Raw genomic sequence first — 17,303 nt, 5'->3', positions numbered from 1 at the left:
ATTGGATGGCGGTCAGTATAAACGCACGACCGTTCGCAAATTTTAGGTACGACTACCTAAGGGGATCAGACCTCGCCCCACAGGTCGTGACCATCGGCGCCGGTAATCTTGACCGACACGAAATCGCCCGCCTTGTAGCGCTTGTATGGCTTCGACGGCGGCGCGATATAGACCAGGCCGTCAATCTCCGGCGCATCCGCCGACGAACGGCCGATGCCGCCATCCTGATTGACTTCATCCACGAGCACGCGCAGCGACTTGCCAACCTTGCGCTGGAGGCGGCGCGCAGACACGCGCTCGGCGACTTCCATAAAGCGCGCGCGGCGCTCCTCGCGCACCTCATCGGGCAGCGCGCCCGGCAAGTCGTTGGCGGTGGCGCCTTCGACCGGCGAATACGCGAAGCAACCCACGCGGTCCAGCTCTGCCTCGGCGATGAAGTCGAGCAGCGTTTGGAACTCCTCTTCCGTTTCACCCGGGAAGCCCGCGATGAATGTGCTACGGATGGTCAACTCCGGGCAGACCTCGCGCCAGGCACGGATGCGGTCCAGCGTTTTCTCGGCGTTGGCCGGGCGCTTCATGCGCTTGAGCACGTCGGGGTGGGCGTGCTGCAGAGGCACGTCCAGATACGGAAGGACTTTGCCCTCGGCCATCAACGGCATCACCTCGTCCACGCTCGGGTACGGGTAGACGTAATGCAGGCGCACCCAGGCGCCGTACTGTGATGCCAACTCGCCAAGCGCGCCCACCAGCTCGGTCATGCGCGTCTTCAGCGGGCGGCCATTCCAGAAGCCCATGCGGAATTTCACATCGACGCCATAAGCGCTGGTGTCCTGGGAGATGACGAGCAGTTCCTTGACGCCGGCCTTCAGCAGGTTTTCCGCCTCCAGCATCACTTCGGCCACCGGACGCGAGACGAGATCGCCACGCATCGACGGGATGATGCAGAAGCTGCAGCGGTGGTTGCAGCCTTCGGAAATCTTCAGATACGCGTAGTGCTTGGGCGTGAGCTTGATGCCCTGCGGCGGCACCAGATCGATGAACGGGTCGTGCGGCTTGGGCAGGTGCGTGTGCACCGCTTCCATCACCTCGCCCAGCGCGTGGGGGCCGGTCACAGCCAGCACCTTCGGGTGTACGTTGGTGATGATGTCCTGGCCTGCGGCGTCCTTCTTGGCACCCAGGCAGCCGGTCACGATCACCTTGCCGTTCTCGGCCAACGCCTCGCCAATCGCATCCAGGCTTTCCTGGACAGCCTCGTCGATGAAGCCGCAGGTATTGACGACCACCAGGTCCGCCCCACCGTACGTGCCGGAGATCTCATACCCCTCCGCGCGCAGTTGGGTGATGATCTGCTCGGAATCGACCAAGGCCTTGGGACAACCGAGACTGACGAACCCCACCTTGGGGCTCTGGGTACTGACGTCGGACATGGAAACAACCTGATGTGGGAGAGGATTTGCGCTGTGCACACGGGGTGCGCCGCGCAGTTGCGTATTTTAACCGTTAGCCGCGCCTGGGCGGCCAAGCCGAAGCTGCATCTGTTCGATCACGCGCTCGATTTCCAGCGCGTCTTGCAGTCTGCGGATCGCATCGTGCAGTTCCGCGGCCTGCGGCCACGTCCGCTTCAGATAGCTGAGCCACAGTTTGACGCGGCCATGCTCATGTTTGGCCGAGATGCGCGCATGCAGCTTTTTCAGATAATCGGCGAGAAAGCCCAGCACAACCGGCCATTCCGCCGCAGACGGCGCTTGATCCATCTGCCCGCGAATGCGTTGGGCCAGGAATGGGTCAGATACGGCGCCACGGCCGATCATCACGTCATCGCAGCCGCTGACGGCGCGACAACGCTCCCAATCAGCCACCGTCCAGACCTCGCCGTTGGCGGTCACGGGGATGCTTACGGCGTCGGCGATCCGTGCAATCCAGTCCCAATGGGCAGGAGGACGGTAGCCGTGGTCGCGCGTGCGGGCATGCACGACGAGCGATTCGGCACCGCCCTCCGCCAGGGCCGTCGCACAATCAATCGCTCGGGAAGTATCGGAAACGCCGAGCCGCATCTTCGCCGTCACCGAAATGTTGGCCGGCACGGCGGCTCGCACGGCATGCACGATGTCGTACAGCACTTCCGGCGTGGCGAGCAACATGGCGCCGCCGCCGTGCCGGTTCACGACCTTGGCCGGGCAACCGAAGTTGAGGTCGATGCCATGCGGCGTAAGGGACGCCGCGTATGCCGCATTGCGTGCCAGCCATTCCGGATCGCTGCCAAGGAGCTGGATGGTCATCGGCGTGCCGCTGGCGGTATAGCCGCCGTTGCGGATCTCGGGCGTCTCACGTTCGTACGTGCGCGCGGGCAGCAACGAGCCCGTCACCCGGACGAACTCCGAGACGCATCCGTCGTAGCCGCCAGCTTGGGTCAGCACGTCGCGCATGACGTAATCTGCGACCCCTTCCATCGGGGCAAGCAAAAGACGGCTCATGCGAAAACGGAAGACGGCCGGCGCACGAGCCGGGAGCGAACATCAAACATGGGAGACCGAAGCGGGAATCGTGACCGTCGGAGAGGCGTATGCCTCACCTGAAAGATCGGTATTTTACCTTGCCGCCCTCACCCACGCGCGCCCAATAAAAAAGGCGAACCGCCATGCGATTCGCCTTGTTTTGCCAGCCAGCCAAACTTACTTCTTCTCGGGCGGCTGATTGAACGGGAATGTCCCGAACATGTTCTTGGCTTGACTCTGCATCTGCTCCTGCATCTGCACGAACAGGTTTTTGCTCTGCTCGATGTAGTTGCTCATCATGCCTTGCATCATCGGCCCCTGCATGTTCATGAATTGCGACCACATGTCAGGGTTGAAGGAGTTGCCGCTGTACAGATCCTTGGAGTTTTCGGCCAGCTTGCTCTGGATGTCGACAAACGCCTGGATGTTCTTTTCCAGATACGTGCCCATCATGCCCTGCATAGCGTTGCCATAGAAACGGATGATCTGAGCGAGCATCGCGCCGGAGAACATCGGCACACCGCCGGTTTCCTCTTCCAGGATGATCTGCAGCAGGATGCTGCGGGTCAGGTCTTCACCGGATTTCGCATCAACAACGCGAAACTCTTCAGTTTCCATCACGAGCTGCTTGACGTCTGCCAGCGTGATGTACGTGCTGGTTTGGGTATCGTAGAGCCGGCGGTTGGGATATTTCTTGATCAGCCGTTCGGTGCCCTTCTTGCTGGTGGCCATCGTGCCTTTCCGTGTTGGCGATGCTGCTGCGGTGCAGCCGATGCAGTGCGAAATGACTGCACCGAGCGACGCAGCAAAATACGCGGTTGCCCGGTTGTTCCGATCTGCGTGCGAATGCTGCATTCAAGAGCAGCGCAGATGCATCCGGTTATGATCGGACGCCCCGTGTCTCCCTGCGGAGCGCCTCCGTGGTTGGATTCTATGCGGATCGCCTTGCAAAGAAAAGGCGACCTCCCCCGGTAAAAACCCGCAGCATTTTGATGCGGCTCACGCACTCGGACAGTTGCCCCGACAGGATGCAAAAAGCCTGCTGCAATGCAATCGAGCATTGCAGCATGCAGGCAAATTCAGGGGAAAAATTGCTGCGCCCATGCTGCAGCATGGGCGTGGGAGCATCAGCCCATGTGCAGGCCGCCGTTGAGGGAGAAGTCCGCGCCGGTGGAGAAACCAGATTCTTCAGATGCCAGCCAAGCGCAGATCGAGGCGATCTCGGTCGGCTCGCCCAAGCGCTTTACCGGGATGGTGCCAATGATCTTGTCGAGCACATCCTGACGAATCGCTTTCACCATGTCGGTGGCGATATAGCCGGGCGACACCGTGTTGACCGTTACGCCCTTGGTTGCGACTTCCTGCGCCAGCGCCATCGTGAAGCCATGCAAGCCAGCCTTGGCCGTCGAGTAGTTGGTCTGGCCAAACTGCCCCTTCTGGCCGTTCACCGACGAGATGTTGACGATACGGCCCCAGCCGCGATCCGCCATGCCGTCGATGACCTGCTTGGTCACGTTGAACAGCGAAGTCAGGTTGGTGTCGATCACTGCATCCCAGTCAGCGCGGGTCATCTTGCGGAACACCACGTCGCGCGTGATGCCGGCGTTGTTGATCAGGACATCCACCTCACCCACTTCAGCCTTGACCTTGTCGAACGCGGCCTTGGTGGACTCCCAATCACCGACGTTGCCCTCGGACGGCACGAAATCGAAACCGAGTGCCTTTTGCTGTTCGAGCCATTTCGCCTTGCGCGGCGAGTTCGGGCCGCAGCCTGCGACAACGGTGAAGCCGTCGCGCGCCAAGCGCTGGCAAATCGCCGTTCCGATACCGCCCATGCCACCGGTGACGTATGCAATGCGTTTGGTCATGTCCACTCCTAGTCCTTGTTGTTAGAACTGCCTGGCCTCTTGCCAGGCAGCAAATGCTCAGGTGTCTCGGATTGGCGTGTGTGGCGTTCGTTCCGCCTCACGCCAATCCCACTGCAAAAAAAACTTACGGACGCTCAACCGCCAGTGCCACGCCCATGCCGCCGCCGATACACAGCGAGGCCAGGCCCTTCTTCGCATCGCGCTTCTGCATTTCGTGCAACAGCGTGACCAAGATGCGGCAGCCCGACGCGCCGATCGGGTGACCGATCGCAATCGCACCGCCATTGACGTTGACCTTGGACGTATCCCAGCCCATCTGCTGATGCACTGCCAGCGCCTGAGCAGCGAACGCCTCGTTGATCTCCATCAGGTCTAGGTCGCCCACCGACCAGCCGGCGCGCGACAGGCAGCGCTGCGATGCCGGTACCGGCCCCATGCCCATGACCTTCGGATCCAGACCGGCGCTCGCGTACGCACGGATCGTGGCCAGCGGCGTCAGACCCAGTTCCTTGGCCTTGGCTGCCGACATCACCACGACAGCGGCGGCGCCATCGTTCAGGCCCGAGGCGTTGGCCGCCGTCACCGTGCCGGCCTTGTCGAAGGCGGGCTTCAACCCAACCATCGATTCGAGCGTGGCGCCATGGCGAACGAACTCGTCCTGCGTAAAAGCAATCGGATCGCCCTTGCGCTGCGGGATCAGGATCGGAACGATTTCGTCGTTGAAGCGGCCCGACTTCTGCGCAGCTTCCGCCTTGTTCTGCGAAGCCACGGCAAACTCGTCCTGCGCTTCACGCGTGATGCCGTATTCCTTGGCGACGTTTTCGGCCGTGATGCCCATGTGGTATTGGTTGTAGACGTCCCACAGCCCATCCACAATCATCGAATCAATAAGCTTGGCATCGCCCATGCGGAAACCATCGCGCGAGCCCGGCAGGACGTGCGGCGCGGCGGACATGTTTTCTTGGCCACCGGCCACGACGATCTCGGCATCACCCGCCATGATGGCGTTGGCGGCCAGCATCACGGCCTTCAGGCCCGAGCCGCACACCTTGTTGATGGTCAGGCCGGGCACCATGTTCGGCAGCCCGGCCTTGATGACGGACTGGCGCGCCGGGTTCTGGCCCGAGCCTGCCGTCAGCACTTGGCCCATGATGACTTCGCTCACCTGATCCGGTGCCACCTTGGCACGCGCCAGCGCTTCGCGGATAACGGCCGCGCCAAGCTCAGGCGCAGCGATCTTCGCCAGCGAGCCACCAAACTTGCCCACGGCGGTGCGTACCGCCGATACGATCACAACATCGGTCATTTGCTTACCTTCCACTGTCGAAAGAGAGGGTCGTTGGACACCGTCAGCGGCCGAAGCCGCGACGGCAACGGGGGTTCATGCGCGCGATCTTACGCTTTCTGTTTGACGTAGCGGCCAGGCGCCGGCTCGATGGCCGGGTAGTCCGCATTGCCGTAGCTCTTGGGTGCAGCCTTCTGCGCGCCGGCATGTGATGCCAGCCACGTTGACCAATCCGGCCACCAGCTGCCCGGATGCTCCTTGGCACCCTCGAGCCACGCATCGGCGGTATCGGGCAGCTTGGGATTGATCCAGTGCGAACGCTTGTTGGCCGCGGGCGGGTTGATCACGCCCGCGATATGCCCCGAGGCGCCCAGCACGAAACGCCGCTTGCCCTTGAGCAGCGGCACAGAGCCATAAGCGGACTTCCACGGGACGATGTGGTCTTCACGCGAGCCGTAGATGTAGACCGGCACGTCGATCTTGCCGAGATCCACCGGTGTGCCGTTCACCTTCAGCTTGCCCGGCGTTTTGAGGTCGTTCTGCAGATACGTATGGCGCAAATACCAGCAGTACCACGGGCCAGGCAGGTTGGTGGAGTCGCCATTCCAGTACAGCAGGTCAAACGGCGCGGGCGTCTTGCCCTTCAGATAATTCTCGACAACGTAGTTCCAGACCAGATCGTTCGGGCGCAGGAACGAGAACGTGTTTGCCAGCTCCACACCGCGCAGCAGGCCCGGACCGGTCGGCGCATTGCTGCCGATGGTCTTCTCACGCATTTCCACCTGGGCTTGATCGACGAACACGTCGAGAATGCCGGTGTCCGTAAAGTCGAGCAGCGTGGTCAGCAGCGTCAGGCTTGCGGCCGGATGCTCGCCGCGCTCCGCCAGCACGGCCAGGGCAGTCGAGAGGATCGTTCCGCCCACGCAAAAGCCCAGCACATTGATCTGGTCCTGCGCAGAAATTTCGCGCGCTACGCGAATGGCCTCGATCGCGCCGCCTTCGATGTAGTCGTCCCACGTGCGGGACGCCATGCTCGCGTCCGGATTGCGCCACGACACCAGGAACACGGTATTGCCCTGCTCCACCGCATAGCGCACCAGCGAATTGGCCGGCTGCAGATCCAGGATGTAGAACTTGTTGATGCAGGGCGGCACCAGCAGCAGCGGGCGCGCATGCACCTTGGTCGTCAGCGGCTTGTACTGGATGAGCTGGAAGTAATCGTTCTCGAAGACGACGGCGCCTTCGCTGTTGGCAACATTGCGGCCGATCTCGAACGCCGTTTCGTCGGTCTGCGAGATCTTGCCGCGCTCCATGTCCTGCAGCATGTTCAGGATGCCGGTACGCAGGGATTCGCCACGCGATTCAATCAGATGCTTCTGGGCCTCTGGGTTGGTCGCAAGGAAGTTGGACGGCGACATGGCGGCCGTCCATTGCGACACGGCAAAACGCACGCGCTCGCGGGTCTTGGCGTCAGCCTGCACGGCGTCGGCCATTTCCATCAGCGTGCGGGCGTTAAGCACGTAGAACGCGGCGGCATAGCCGTAGAGCGGGCTCTTGCGCCAGGCATCGTTCGAGAAGCGGCGATCAGACGGCGCCACGGCCTCAGCGCTTTCGCCGGTGCTCATGTGGCGCCAGATCTGGAGCCACTCTTCAAGATATTTCTGCTGAATTTCGGCCAGCCGATCGTGCGGGATCAGCGCGAAGGGAACCGCGCCTTCGCCCATCGCTGCGCCGTTGAACTGGCCAAGACCCGGAGCCGCGGCACCGGGTTGTGCGAAGGCGCCCGCAAAGGCTTGCCATTGCTTGAACTGCTCCGCCCACTGCGTAGGGTCCGACAAGCCCTGCCAGGGAGCTTGAGTGTGGGCGCTAGATGCTTTGGATGATGTCGATTGACGCGATGCCATAGTGCCCTCGATCCGACGATATGCGCCGCTCCGGTTGGAACGGCGGCGCAACTCGTAGTATTGCGGGGCATTGTTGCCTTGCCGTTTCAAGGCTGTCAATCGGAGTTAGTCAATGATCGGCCGGAAACGCCCAGCCAGCGCGGGTTTTGCCACATTCGCCGAAAACAGCTCTGACCAAATGGCTAAGCACAGAACCGGGGCTATGGTCCAATTTGCGCAATTTCGTGCGAGACTGCTGCATTGCGCCAATGCCGGGCACTGCTTTTTCCCATGTATATCGTCGCCATCGCCTGGCTCTACGTCGTGTTGATGATGTCCTTGACTGAGCAATCTTGGATTGCCGGCATCGGCACATTTGTCTTCTACGGCGTGGCGCCGCTATCGCTCTTCCTCTGGATTGTCGGCACGCCGGCACGCAGGCGCCGCCGCAAAGCCCAGGAAGCCGCGCAAGACAAGGCGGACACGGCCCCCACGCTGAGCAGCGATGCAGGCGACGGCGCCGCCTGAACGCTCACTCCGCGCGCCAGATCAGCGTCGCCATGCGGCCCGTGGTGCGCTCCCGACGGTACGAATAGAAGCGCTCGGCGTCCGTCATCGTGCATAGGCCACCGCCGTACACGTCAGTACAGCCGGCGCGTGCCAGCCGCAGTCGGGCCAACACATACAGATCAGCGAAGAACTTGCCCGCGGATGCGCCTTCCACGAAAGCCGCCTGGGTGGCAGGTAATTCACCGGGCTGAGCGGCGTCGATAAAGGCTTGGCGCACTTCCCCACCCACTTCAAAGCACGATGGCCCAATGGCCGGCCCCAGCCAGGCCAGCCACGTTGGATCGGCTTCCTGGCCGCTGGCGCGCAACCGTTGCGTCATTGCATCCAGCGTGCGCTCGATCACGCCACCGCATAGACCGCGCCAGCCCGCATGCGCCGCACCCACGGTTACGCCGCGAGCGTCGCTCAGCAAGACAGGCAGACAATCCGCCGTCATCACCACGCAGACGCGATCCCGCCACGACGCCACCGCCGCGTCGGCAACCACAGGCGCGGACGTGCCGACGAGTTGATCAAGATCCGCCACGCCGGTGCCGTGCACCTGCTCCATCCACGCCGGCTCGGCGGGTAGCGCTGCACGCAGGATGCGGCGGTTCTGTTCAACGGCTTCCGGCGCATCACCAACGTGCTGGCCAAGGTTCAGACCGCCAGGCAAACCACCGGCCAATCCGTAAGGCCCTGTGCTGACGCCACCCAGGCGGGTCGTGGCCAGCGCTTTGACATGCGGATGCGCGGGCCAGTCGGGAACGATCCAGTCAGTTGATATCGGCATCGGGATCCAGGTCGAGGGCTTCCAGAAGATCGGCGAAATCGTCGGGCACGCCAGCTTCCCAGTGCACCGATTTGCCCGATGCGGGATGCACGAGCCCCAGGCGCACCGCGTGCAGCGCCTGCCGCGTAAATGGCACCGGCAGCTGCGCCTTGATTGTCTGTGGCTTGCCACGGCGGAAGTTGCGCGTGTACACCGGATCGCCAAGCAGAGGATGCCCCTCCGATTCAAAGTGCACACGGATCTGGTGTGTACGACCGGTCTCGAGCTGGCAGCGCACCAGCGATACCTGCGCGCGCCCGAGGTCCACCACGTCCAGCGTCTTGAAATGCGTGCGCGCCGGCTTGCCGCTGGCCGTCTCGATGATGGCCATGCGCGTGCGGTCGCGCGGGTCCCGGCCAATCGGAGCGTCGATCGTGGCTTCTTCCGGCGTTTCGCCCCACACCAGCGCAAGATAAGTCCGCTTGACGGTACGTGCCTGCAGTTGGCGCACGAGATCGGTTTGCGCTGGTAGCGTACGGGCAACCACCATCAGGCCGGAAGTGTCCTTGTCGAGGCGGTGGACGATGCCGGCGCGCGGCAGCTCCACGGCGTCGGGATAGCGGTGCAGCAGGCCATTGAGCACCGTGCCGCTCCAGTTACCCGCAGCCGGATGCACCACAAGGCCGGCAGGCTTGTTGATGACGAGCAGCGTGTCGTCTTCGTACACCACATCCAGATCGATGGGCTCGGCAACGAAGGCGCTTTCGTCTGCCGCGCGCTGCGGGACGACTTCAATGCGGTCACCGCCGGAGATGGCCGCACGCGGGCGCACGACTTCACCCCGCAGGCGCACCGCACCTGCGTCAATCCATTGCTGCAGGCGGCTGCGCGAATAATCGGGCAGCAGCTTGGCAAGCGCCTTGTCCAGGCGCTCGCCGTGCATGGCTTCCGGAATCTCGACGATGATCGGTTCGACCGCCGGTGCCGCATCTGCGGCATGCAAATCGAGCGCCTCATCATCGAGGGCGTCTTCCGTCTCCGGCGCAGTGAGGGAAACGTCAGCCAGTGCGTCGTCTGACACAGGGCTTGGGCTATAATGCTTGATGCGATTTTTCATTCAGAAAAGGTGCCCATGTCGGTCACGAGCGTAAAGCAGGCGCGTATTGGAAGTCGAATCGGCAATCGAATCGGCAGTCGAATCCGCGCACAAATCGGAGCAGTGTTGGTAGCAGGCGTTGCATGTCTGGCTATCTCGGCCTGCGGCATCCTGCCGGAACAGCAAGACGAAACTGCTGGCTGGTCAGCTAACAAATTATATTCGGAAGCGAAGGATTCGCTCGACGGCGGTGACTACGCCAAGGCGGTCAAGTACTACGAAAAGCTCGAAAGCCGCTATCCGTTCGGGCCGTACGCCCAGCAAGCCCAGATCGAAACCGCCTACGCCAACTACAAGGATGGCGAAACGGCTGCCGCGCTGGCCTCGGTTGATCGCTTCATCCAGCTGCACCCGAATCACCCCAGTGTGGATTACGCCTATTACCTCAAGGGCCTGATCAACTTCAACGACAACCTGGGTTGGCTCGGCCGCTTCTCGAACCAGGACTTGAGCGAGCGCGACCCGAAGGCGGCGCGCGCTGCCTACGACGCGTTCAAGACGCTGATCACGCGTTTCCCGAACAGCAAGTACACGCCGGACGCCACGCAGCGCATGCAATACATCGTGAATGCGATGGCCGAGCATGAAGTGGGCGCCGCGCGCTACTACTATCGCCGTGGCGCTTACTTGGCCGCCGTCAATCGCGCACAGGACGCCATCAAGGATTACGATCGCGCCCCGGCTGTGGAAGAAGCGCTGTACATCATGATGAAGTCGTACGAAGCGCTGGGCATGAAGGACATGCGCGACGACACCGAACGCATCATCAAGCAGAACTACCCGAAGAGCGACTTCCTCGCCTACGGCCAGCGCAAGAAAGACAAGCCCTGGTACCAATGGTGGTAAGCAAGGCTTGAACTGCACAGCAAAAAGCCCGGTCGATTGGCCGGGCTTTTTGTTTGTGCGTGCGGATCAGCCTTCAAGGTCGCCGGCAGGCGGATCATCCGAATCCGGCCGCAGGGAACGCAGGAACTCGGCGGCGGTCTCGGCCTCGCGCGTACGCTTGAACGGCGGCAGGCTCTGCCAGATCTGGCGACCGTAGTTTTTCTCGACCAAGCGAGGGTCGCAGATTATCAGCACGCCGCGATCGGTCTCCGAGCGAATCAACCGGCCGGCACCTTGCTTGAGCGTGATCACCGCATGCGGCAGTTGGTGCACGGCAAACGGGCTCAGCCCCTTTTTCTCCAGGGCCTCCATCCGGGCGCTCAGCACCGGATCATCGGGTGGGGCGAACGGCAACTTGTCGATCACGACCAGCGAGAGCGCCTCACCGCGTACGTCCACGCCCTCCCAGAAGCTCTGGCTCCCGATCAGCACGGCGTTGCCGAGCGCACGAAAACGGTCCAGGAGTTCCGTACGGCTGGCCTGGCCCTGCACAAGCAGCGGGAAATCCCACCCGCGTTGCGCGAATTCGTCCGTCAAGCGTTCGGCGGCGCGGTTCACGGCGCGCAACGTCGTGCATAGCAGGAACGTCTTACCACCCGCTGCCTCAATGAGCGGCAAGGTGGCGTCGAGTACCGCATCGGTAAAGCGCGGATCGCTCGGCTGCGGCAGATCGCGCGGCACATAGAGCAAGCCTTGCGAGGCGTAATCGAACGGGCTGTCGAGCGTCATCGAGCGATCACGATCCAGGCCCAACTGTGCGGCGTAGTGCGTGAAGTTGCCGCGCACCGAAAGCGTGGCGGAGGTGAAGACCCACGCGCGCGGCTGGCCGGCACGTTGGCGCGAAAAAATCGGCGCGATCGACAACGGCGTCAGATGCAACTGCACGGAATTGGCGAACACCTCGACCCAGCGCACACGTTCGTCGACGGGGGCCGCGCTCTCGCCCTCCTTGCCCTCGTCGCCACCTTCCTTCTTTGGCACCTTCGGCGGTTTGGGATCGGCCCACGCATCAAGCTTTTCACACAGCGCCGCGGCGCGGCGATGGCATTGCTCGATGGTCTCGGCGCGCTCGGCCTGGGCTTCCAGCGCGCCGGTAAAGTCGGAAAGCGCCTGCTCCAGCTTCGGCAACACCTCGTAGAACGGCTTGGCGAGTGCCGCATCATTGTCGATCTGCTTGATCGACAGGCGTGATCCGTCCTGGCGGAAGACCAGGCGCAGATCGCGCGCGGCCCGCTCCAGCGGCGCGGCAATCGCGACCCAATCCACCGCATCGCGTGCATGCGAGAGACCTTCAGCCACGCTGTCGCGCGCAAGCTCGAGAATCTGGTTCGTCGAGATGGTCTCGCCAAAAAACAACGTGGCGGTTTCGGGCAGCTGGTGGGCTTCGTCGAAGATGATCGTGTTGGCGGCGGGCAGCAGTTCGGCCATGCCGGTGTCCTTCAACATCACGTCTGCGAAGAACAGGTGATGGTTGACTACCACCACGTCGGCCTGCTGCGCCTCCTTGCGGGCGCGCATGACGAAGCAGTCTTTGTAATACGCGCAGTCCGAACCCAGGCAGTTGTCGCGCGTGGACGTGACGAGGTTCCACACCGGCGCGTTCTCGGGCACGCTAGCAAGTTCGGCTTTGTCGCCTGTTTTCGTTGTCTTCAGGAAGAGGTTGATCTGGCGCAGCCACGCGGCGTCCTGGCGCGAAGAAAGGCGCCCGTTCTGCGACGTGCGCTCCACGTGGTAATGACAGACGTAATTGGCGCGGCCCTTGAGCAGCGCCACCGACACCGGCGCATTCAGCGCCTTGCGCACGGTCGGGATGTCGCGCAGGAAGAGCTGGTCCTGCAGGTTCTTCGTCCCGGTGGACAGGATCACCTTGCCGCCCCAGAGCATCGCCGGGACAAGGTAAGCGTAGGTTTTCCCCGTGCCCGTACCGGCCTCGACGATGATCGAATCGGCAGCCTCGATGGCATTGGCCACCGCCTGCGCCATCGTCAGCTGCGCACTACGGGGCCGGTAGCCATCGATACCCTTGGCCAGCGTGCCGTCATCGGCAAAGAGCGTAGCCAGCTCGCCATGATGAGCATCGGTAGGTGGAGAGGCGGCGGGAACCGAAGCATCGCTGGTATCGGCGTCGGAATCAGCCGACGGCTCGGCCAGCGGGGAAAGCGAAGTCAACGCGGAATCCGTGGAGTCAAATGACGGAGGCCGCACGTGATTGCGGCCTCTCGGGATGAAAATCGAACCAACTTTGGGCAGGCGCTAAGCCGGCACGTCCGGCTCAAGCTGCAACTGTAGCAGGGTGATGGTGTCCTTGAGTTTCAGGCGGCGCTTCTTGAGGCGGCGCAGCTGCAACTCGTCGTGACCGGCCGTACCTGCCAGCCGGTCGATCAGGAAATCGAGATCGCGGTGCTCGATCTGCAATTCAATGATGCGACGCGAGATCGTGTTCAGATCGCTGTCCATCGCTCTCCCTCCGGAAGCCCGGCCTTGGCTGAAGTTTAGAACCCCAGCGGACTGGTGTTGTTCTGGTTTTGCTCGTTGCGGCGCTTGGTTTGTTCGCGGCGCTCTTCCAGTTCTTTCTGGCGCTTGGCCGCGTCTTGCTGCTTTTCCTGGAATTGCTTGACGCTTTCGGCCCGCTTGGCGGCGTTGGCTGCGCCCTGCTCCTGCGCAGCCTTCAGCTTGGCATCGTAATCGGCCTGCTTCTTGGCCGCGGCCTGCGCGTTGGCGGCGCGCTGCGGCGCTTCGGCCTGGCGCTGCGCTTCGTTCAGGCGCTGCTGTTCCTGCTTGTTCGAGAAATCGGTGCGATTCTTCTGCTCGGCGGCTTCACGCTGGGGGCGTTCGGCGTTGTACTGAGCCTCGCGGATGGCGCGTTCCTGGTCGCGGCGGGCTGCGCGGTCGGCACGCTCGGCTTCGTCCAGTGCCAACTCACGTTCGCGGATGGTGTGGAGTTCCGTGCGGCGCACATCCTTGGCCTTGTCGATGCAGTGCGTGACGAGGAATTTGTCATAGCAGGCGCGCTCAGCCTGGGCATAGCGGTATTCGGCCCAAGATTTGGCGCTGGTGATGCGATCGTGCTCGGCGCCGAAATCGGGCTGTGTGGCGGGCACCGCAGCGGCTGGCGCAGAGGCCGGCTGAGACTGGCTCCATACAGGCGCGGCCACCAGCGCGGCACTGAGCACGGACGCCGGCAGAACCAAACGGGAAGCGCGGCGCGCAGGAGCGCGGCGACGGACAGAAAACAGGAGCGTAGGCATAACGCGCATTTTATCACCGCGCCTGTGCGGCAAACGCCGCGCGGCCACGGATTTCAGCTCAGGAACAGGGTTCGCGTTGTGGCAAAATGCGCGGCTTTCCATCGCACTCTCTGGAAGCAATGACTGATTCCGTGTTGCAGAAGATCGTCTCCCGCATCGCCACTGAACTGGCGGTCAGGCCGCAGCAGGTTGCCGCCGCCGTGCAACTGCTGGACGAAGGCGCCACCGTGCCCTTTATTGCACGTTACCGCAAGGAAGTGACGGACAACCTGGACGACACGCAACTGCGCAACCTGGAAGAACGCCTGCTGTACCTGCGCGAACTGGAAGACCGCCGCGCGGCCATCCTGGCTTCCATTGAAGAGCAAGGCAAGCTGACCGATGCCCTGCGCACCGCCATCGAGGCGGCCGAGACCAAGCAGGTGCTGGAAGATCTCTACCTGCCCTACAAGCCCAAGCGCCGCACGCGCGCCCAGATCGCTCGCGAATGCGGCCTGGAGCCGCTGGCCCAGGCACTGCTGGCCGACCCGACGCTCGACCCTCAAACCGAAGCCGCCAAGTTCGTCAACGGCAATCCGACTGCCGATGGCGGCGTGCCAGACGTGAAGGCTGCGCTGGACGGCGCGCGCGACATCCTCTCCGAACAGTTTGGCGAGACGGCCGAGCTGCTTGGCAAGGTGCGCGACCACCTTTGGAATCAGGGCCAGGTTTCGTCGACGGTGTTGGAAGGCAAGGAAACTGCCGAAGAAGAAAAATTCCGCGATTACTACGCGTACAGCGAGCCGATCCGCAACGTACCGTCGCACCGCGCGCTGGCGCTGTTCCGCGGCCGCAACGCGGGCGTGCTGTTCGTGAAGCTCGGTTTGGGCGAAGAACAGGACGCGCTAATTCCGCACCCGTGCGAAGTCATGATCGCGCGCCATGTCGGCATCGAGAACAAGGGCCGCGCGGCTGACAAGTGGCTGTCGGACGTGTGCCGCTGGTGCTGGCGCGTGAAGGTCCAGCCGCATATCGAGACCGAACTCCTCACGCAACTGCGCGAATCCGCTGAGGCCGAGGCCATCAAGATCTTCGGCCGCAATCTGCACGACCTGCTGCTGGCCGCGCCGGCTGGCCCCAAGGCAGTAATGGGCGTCGATCCGGGCATCCGCACGGGCTGCAAGATCGCGGTGGTGGACCACACTGGCAAGCTGCTCGAAACCGCCACGATCTACCCGCACGAACCGCGCCGCGACTGGAACGGTTCGCTCGCGACGATGGCCCGTCTGGCCAAGCAGCACGGCGTGGCACTGGTTTCCATCGGCAACGGCACGGCAAGCCGCGAAACCGACAAGCTGGTGCAAGACCTCATGCGTAACGCTCCGGAGCTGAAGCTGACCAAGATCGTGGTGAGCGAGGCTGGCGCGTCGGTGTATTCGGCGTCGGAGCTGGCGGCCAAGGAATTCCCGGAGCTGGATGTGTCGCTGCGTGGCGCGGTGTCGATCGCGCGTCGCCTACAAGACCCGCTGGCCGAACTTGTGAAAATCGACCCGAAGTCGATCGGCGTCGGCCAGTATCAGCACGACGTGAACCAGCGCGAGCTGGCCCGCGCGCTGGACGCCATCGTCGAGGATTGCGTCAACGCGGTCGGCGTGGATGTGAACACGGCCTCTGCCCCGCTGCTGGCGCGTGTATCGGGGCTGAACTCGATCCTCGCCAAGAACATCGTCGAATACCGCGATGCCAACGGCGCGTTCACCAACCGCGACGCGCTCAAGAAAGTGCCACGCCTGGGCGACAAGACGTTCGAGCAGGCCGCCGGCTTTCTGCGCATCAATGACGGCGACAATCCGCTTGATCGCTCCTCGGTGCACCCCGAGGCGTATCCGGTGGTCAAGCGCATTCTGGACAGCATCAAGAAAGGCATCGGCGACGTGCTCGGCAACCGCGAGGCGCTGCGTGGCCTGACCGCTCGCGACTTCACCGACGAGAAGTTCGGCCTGCCGACCGTGGTCGACATTCTTTCTGAACTGGAGAAGCCCGGCCGCGACCCGCGCCCCGAGTTCAAGACGGCGACATTCCAGGACGGCGTCGAAGACATCAAGGATCTGCAGCCGGGCATGGTGCTCGAAGGCGTGGTGACGAACGTAGCAGCGTTTGGCGCGTTCATCGACATCGGCGTGCATCAGGATGGTCTGGTACACGTGTCGGCGCTGTCGACCAAGTTCGTGCGCGACCCGCACGAGGTGGTCAAGCCCGGCTTGATCGTCAAGGTCAAGGTGATGGAAGTGGACGTGAAGCGCAACCGCATCGGCCTGACGATGCGCCTGTCTGACGAGCCCGGCCAGGCGCCTGCGCGTACCAGCGGTGGTGATCGCCCGAGCAGTGGCGGCAATCGCCACGGCGGCCAGCAGCGTCGCGCGCCGGAACCATCCGGCGCCATGGCGGAAGCCTTCGCCAAGCTCAAGCGCTAACGCGCACTCTGTTTAGCGGAACCCGCCCGGTTTTCGGACTCGGCGGTTTTTTTCATGGCTCGGCGCGCCTGTTACAAGTCCTTACGCGCCTGGATCTTTCCTAACACTCGCGCGTCGTCGACCGGTCTCTTCAGCCCGTTATGGAGACACAGGCACACACCGCCTGGCACCCACGAGGAGAAACTCCATGAAGACGAGCCACACCCTGATCGCTGCCCTGCTTGCTGTTGCCGGTACCGCCGCTTTCGCGCAGACCACGCCGCCAGCTCCTGTGTCGCCTGTTACGCAAATCCAGCAAGACAACCAGAAGATTCATCAGGACAACCGCGACATCCGTCACGACAACCGCGACATTCGCCAAGACCGTGCCGATATCGGCAAGGACAAGGCCGCCCTGGCTGACGAACGCGCCGAGCGCAATACCGCACAACGCCGCGAAAACCGCGATCTGGCGAACGGCAACGTCAAGGGTGCCGAATACTGGAGCAAGCAACGCGCTCAAGATCAGCATCAGGTCAACGCCGACCGCCGTGACTTGCACCAGGACCGCAAGGACCTCCACGCCGACGTCAAGGATCGCAACCACGACGTACACGCGCGCAACCACGAAGTGCACAAACGCGACCGCGAGGCCTCGAAGATCTAACCTGAACATCGCCTGACCCCCAAACAAAACGGCCCGTGCGTCTCTCTCGCACGGGCCGTTTGT

General features: G+C 62.9%; 15 protein-coding genes. 4 read left to right on the top strand and 11 right to left on the bottom strand.

Translation table 11 applies throughout. The features are described from left to right. Positions 1–65: 65 nt before the first annotated feature. From rimO to phaC, 6 genes are all read right to left on the bottom strand, one after another. Positions 66–1,427: a 30S ribosomal protein S12 methylthiotransferase RimO gene (gene rimO, locus DOD19_RS06525; RefSeq protein ID WP_024975565.1), complete on the bottom strand. Its 1,362-nt coding sequence runs from the start codon at positions 1,425–1,427 to the stop codon at positions 66–68. 66 nt (positions 1,428–1,493) lie between these two features. Further along, positions 1,494–2,474: a tRNA-dihydrouridine synthase gene (locus DOD19_RS06520; protein ID WP_024975564.1), complete on the bottom strand. Its 981-nt coding sequence runs from the start codon at positions 2,472–2,474 to the stop codon at positions 1,494–1,496. 198 nt (positions 2,475–2,672) lie between these two features. Then, positions 2,673–3,227: a polyhydroxyalkanoate synthesis repressor PhaR gene (gene phaR / locus DOD19_RS06515; protein WP_024975563.1), complete on the bottom strand. Its 555-nt coding sequence runs from the start codon at positions 3,225–3,227 to the stop codon at positions 2,673–2,675. Positions 3,228–3,622: 395 nt separating this feature from the next. Continuing rightward, the gene (locus tag DOD19_RS06510) at positions 3,623–4,363 is read right to left on the bottom strand and encodes a 3-ketoacyl-ACP reductase (RefSeq protein ID WP_024975562.1); all 741 of its coding nucleotides are present in this window, start codon (positions 4,361–4,363) and stop codon (positions 3,623–3,625) included. A 124-nt stretch (positions 4,364–4,487) separates the two neighbouring features. After that, complete coding sequence (locus DOD19_RS06505) at positions 4,488–5,669, bottom strand: acetyl-CoA C-acetyltransferase (RefSeq protein WP_024975561.1); 1,182 nt, start codon at positions 5,667–5,669, stop codon at positions 4,488–4,490. An 89-nt stretch (positions 5,670–5,758) separates the two neighbouring features. Next, positions 5,759–7,552 (bottom strand): class I poly(R)-hydroxyalkanoic acid synthase, encoded by a 1,794-nt coding sequence (phaC, locus tag DOD19_RS06500; RefSeq protein ID WP_024975560.1) that lies wholly within the window; start codon positions 7,550–7,552, stop codon positions 5,759–5,761. A 270-nt stretch (positions 7,553–7,822) separates the two neighbouring features. Between phaC and DOD19_RS06495 the strand changes: the two genes are divergently transcribed. After that, positions 7,823–8,059 carry a hypothetical protein gene (locus DOD19_RS06495; RefSeq protein WP_024975559.1) on the top strand — a complete coding sequence of 79 codons (237 nt, stop codon included), beginning with the start codon at positions 7,823–7,825 and terminating at the stop codon, positions 8,057–8,059. 4 nt (positions 8,060–8,063) lie between these two features. Here DOD19_RS06495 and pgeF read toward each other — a convergent pair whose 3' ends face one another. Continuing rightward, on the bottom strand, positions 8,064–8,873 hold the full coding sequence (pgeF, locus tag DOD19_RS06490; RefSeq protein WP_112184710.1) for a peptidoglycan editing factor PgeF: 810 nt from the start codon (positions 8,871–8,873) through the stop codon (positions 8,064–8,066). After that, a complete protein-coding gene (locus DOD19_RS06485) occupies positions 8,857–9,969 on the bottom strand; it encodes an RluA family pseudouridine synthase (RefSeq protein ID WP_024975557.1) in 1,113 nt (370 codons plus the stop codon). Before DOD19_RS06485 ends, pgeF begins: the two co-directional genes overlap by 17 nt. 15 nt (positions 9,970–9,984) lie before the next feature. Here DOD19_RS06485 and DOD19_RS06480 point away from each other — a divergent pair, with 15 nt between their 5' ends. Beyond that, a complete protein-coding gene (locus DOD19_RS06480) occupies positions 9,985–10,854 on the top strand; it encodes an outer membrane protein assembly factor BamD (protein ID WP_275426882.1) in 870 nt (289 codons plus the stop codon). Positions 10,855–10,920: 66 nt separating this feature from the next. On the opposite strand, the gene DOD19_RS06475 is transcribed toward DOD19_RS06480, so the two are convergent. The 3 genes from DOD19_RS06475 to DOD19_RS06465 form a co-directional block, all read right to left on the bottom strand. Further along, positions 10,921–13,062 (bottom strand): ATP-dependent DNA helicase, encoded by a 2,142-nt coding sequence (locus DOD19_RS06475; protein ID WP_204360039.1) that lies wholly within the window; start codon positions 13,060–13,062, stop codon positions 10,921–10,923. Between the two features lie 84 nt (positions 13,063–13,146). Beyond that, the gene (locus DOD19_RS06470) at positions 13,147–13,350 is read right to left on the bottom strand and encodes a DUF465 domain-containing protein (RefSeq protein WP_024975554.1); all 204 of its coding nucleotides are present in this window, start codon (positions 13,348–13,350) and stop codon (positions 13,147–13,149) included. A 35-nt stretch (positions 13,351–13,385) separates the two neighbouring features. After that, positions 13,386–14,150 carry a hypothetical protein gene (locus tag DOD19_RS06465; protein ID WP_037031559.1) on the bottom strand — a complete coding sequence of 255 codons (765 nt, stop codon included), beginning with the start codon at positions 14,148–14,150 and terminating at the stop codon, positions 13,386–13,388. Positions 14,151–14,260: 110 nt separating this feature from the next. Here DOD19_RS06465 and DOD19_RS06460 point away from each other — a divergent pair, with 110 nt between their 5' ends. Together DOD19_RS06460 and DOD19_RS06455 are read left to right on the top strand one after the other, a co-directional pair. Continuing rightward, complete coding sequence (locus DOD19_RS06460; protein ID WP_112184781.1) at positions 14,261–16,594, top strand: Tex family protein; 2,334 nt, start codon at positions 14,261–14,263, stop codon at positions 16,592–16,594. Positions 16,595–16,781: 187 nt separating this feature from the next. After that, the gene (locus DOD19_RS06455; RefSeq protein WP_024975551.1) at positions 16,782–17,240 is read left to right on the top strand and encodes a DUF4148 domain-containing protein; all 459 of its coding nucleotides are present in this window, start codon (positions 16,782–16,784) and stop codon (positions 17,238–17,240) included. Positions 17,241–17,303: the final 63 nt, after the last annotated feature.

The organism is Ralstonia sp. GX3-BWBA, assembly GCF_003290055.1.
In the GTDB taxonomy this organism is placed as follows: Bacteria; Pseudomonadota; Gammaproteobacteria; order Burkholderiales; family Burkholderiaceae; genus Ralstonia; species Ralstonia holmesii.
The sequence above is the reverse complement of the archived record's forward strand: the minus strand, read 5'-3'. Positions and strand labels throughout refer to the sequence as shown.

Bases quoted from the DNA above. Each gene is read 5' to 3' on its own strand.
- DOD19_RS06470 (WP_024975554.1), bottom strand. From the start codon at position 13,350: ATGGACAGCGATCTGAACACGATCTCGCGTCGCATCATTGAATTGCAG.
- pgeF (WP_112184710.1), bottom strand. From the start codon at position 8,873: ATGCCGATATCAACTGACTGGATCGTTCCCGACTGGCCCGCGCATCCG.
- DOD19_RS06460 (WP_112184781.1), top strand. From the start codon at position 14,261: ATGACTGATTCCGTGTTGCAGAAGATCGTCTCCCGCATCGCCACTGAA.
- DOD19_RS06455 (WP_024975551.1), top strand. From the start codon at position 16,782: ATGAAGACGAGCCACACCCTGATCGCTGCCCTGCTTGCTGTTGCCGGT.
- DOD19_RS06510 (WP_024975562.1), bottom strand. From the start codon at position 4,363: ATGACCAAACGCATTGCATACGTCACCGGTGGCATGGGCGGTATCGGA.
- DOD19_RS06480 (WP_275426882.1), top strand. From the start codon at position 9,985: ATGTCGGTCACGAGCGTAAAGCAGGCGCGTATTGGAAGTCGAATCGGC.
- phaC (WP_024975560.1), bottom strand. From the start codon at position 7,552: ATGGCATCGCGTCAATCGACATCATCCAAAGCATCTAGCGCCCACACT.
- DOD19_RS06485 (WP_024975557.1), bottom strand. From the start codon at position 9,969: ATGAAAAATCGCATCAAGCATTATAGCCCAAGCCCTGTGTCAGACGAC.
- rimO (WP_024975565.1), bottom strand. From the start codon at position 1,427: ATGTCCGACGTCAGTACCCAGAGCCCCAAGGTGGGGTTCGTCAGTCTC.
- DOD19_RS06505 (WP_024975561.1), bottom strand. From the start codon at position 5,669: ATGACCGATGTTGTGATCGTATCGGCGGTACGCACCGCCGTGGGCAAG.
- DOD19_RS06465 (WP_037031559.1), bottom strand. From the start codon at position 14,150: ATGCGCGTTATGCCTACGCTCCTGTTTTCTGTCCGTCGCCGCGCTCCT.
- DOD19_RS06495 (WP_024975559.1), top strand. From the start codon at position 7,823: ATGTATATCGTCGCCATCGCCTGGCTCTACGTCGTGTTGATGATGTCC.
- DOD19_RS06520 (WP_024975564.1), bottom strand. From the start codon at position 2,474: ATGAGCCGTCTTTTGCTTGCCCCGATGGAAGGGGTCGCAGATTACGTC.
- phaR (WP_024975563.1), bottom strand. From the start codon at position 3,227: ATGGCCACCAGCAAGAAGGGCACCGAACGGCTGATCAAGAAATATCCC.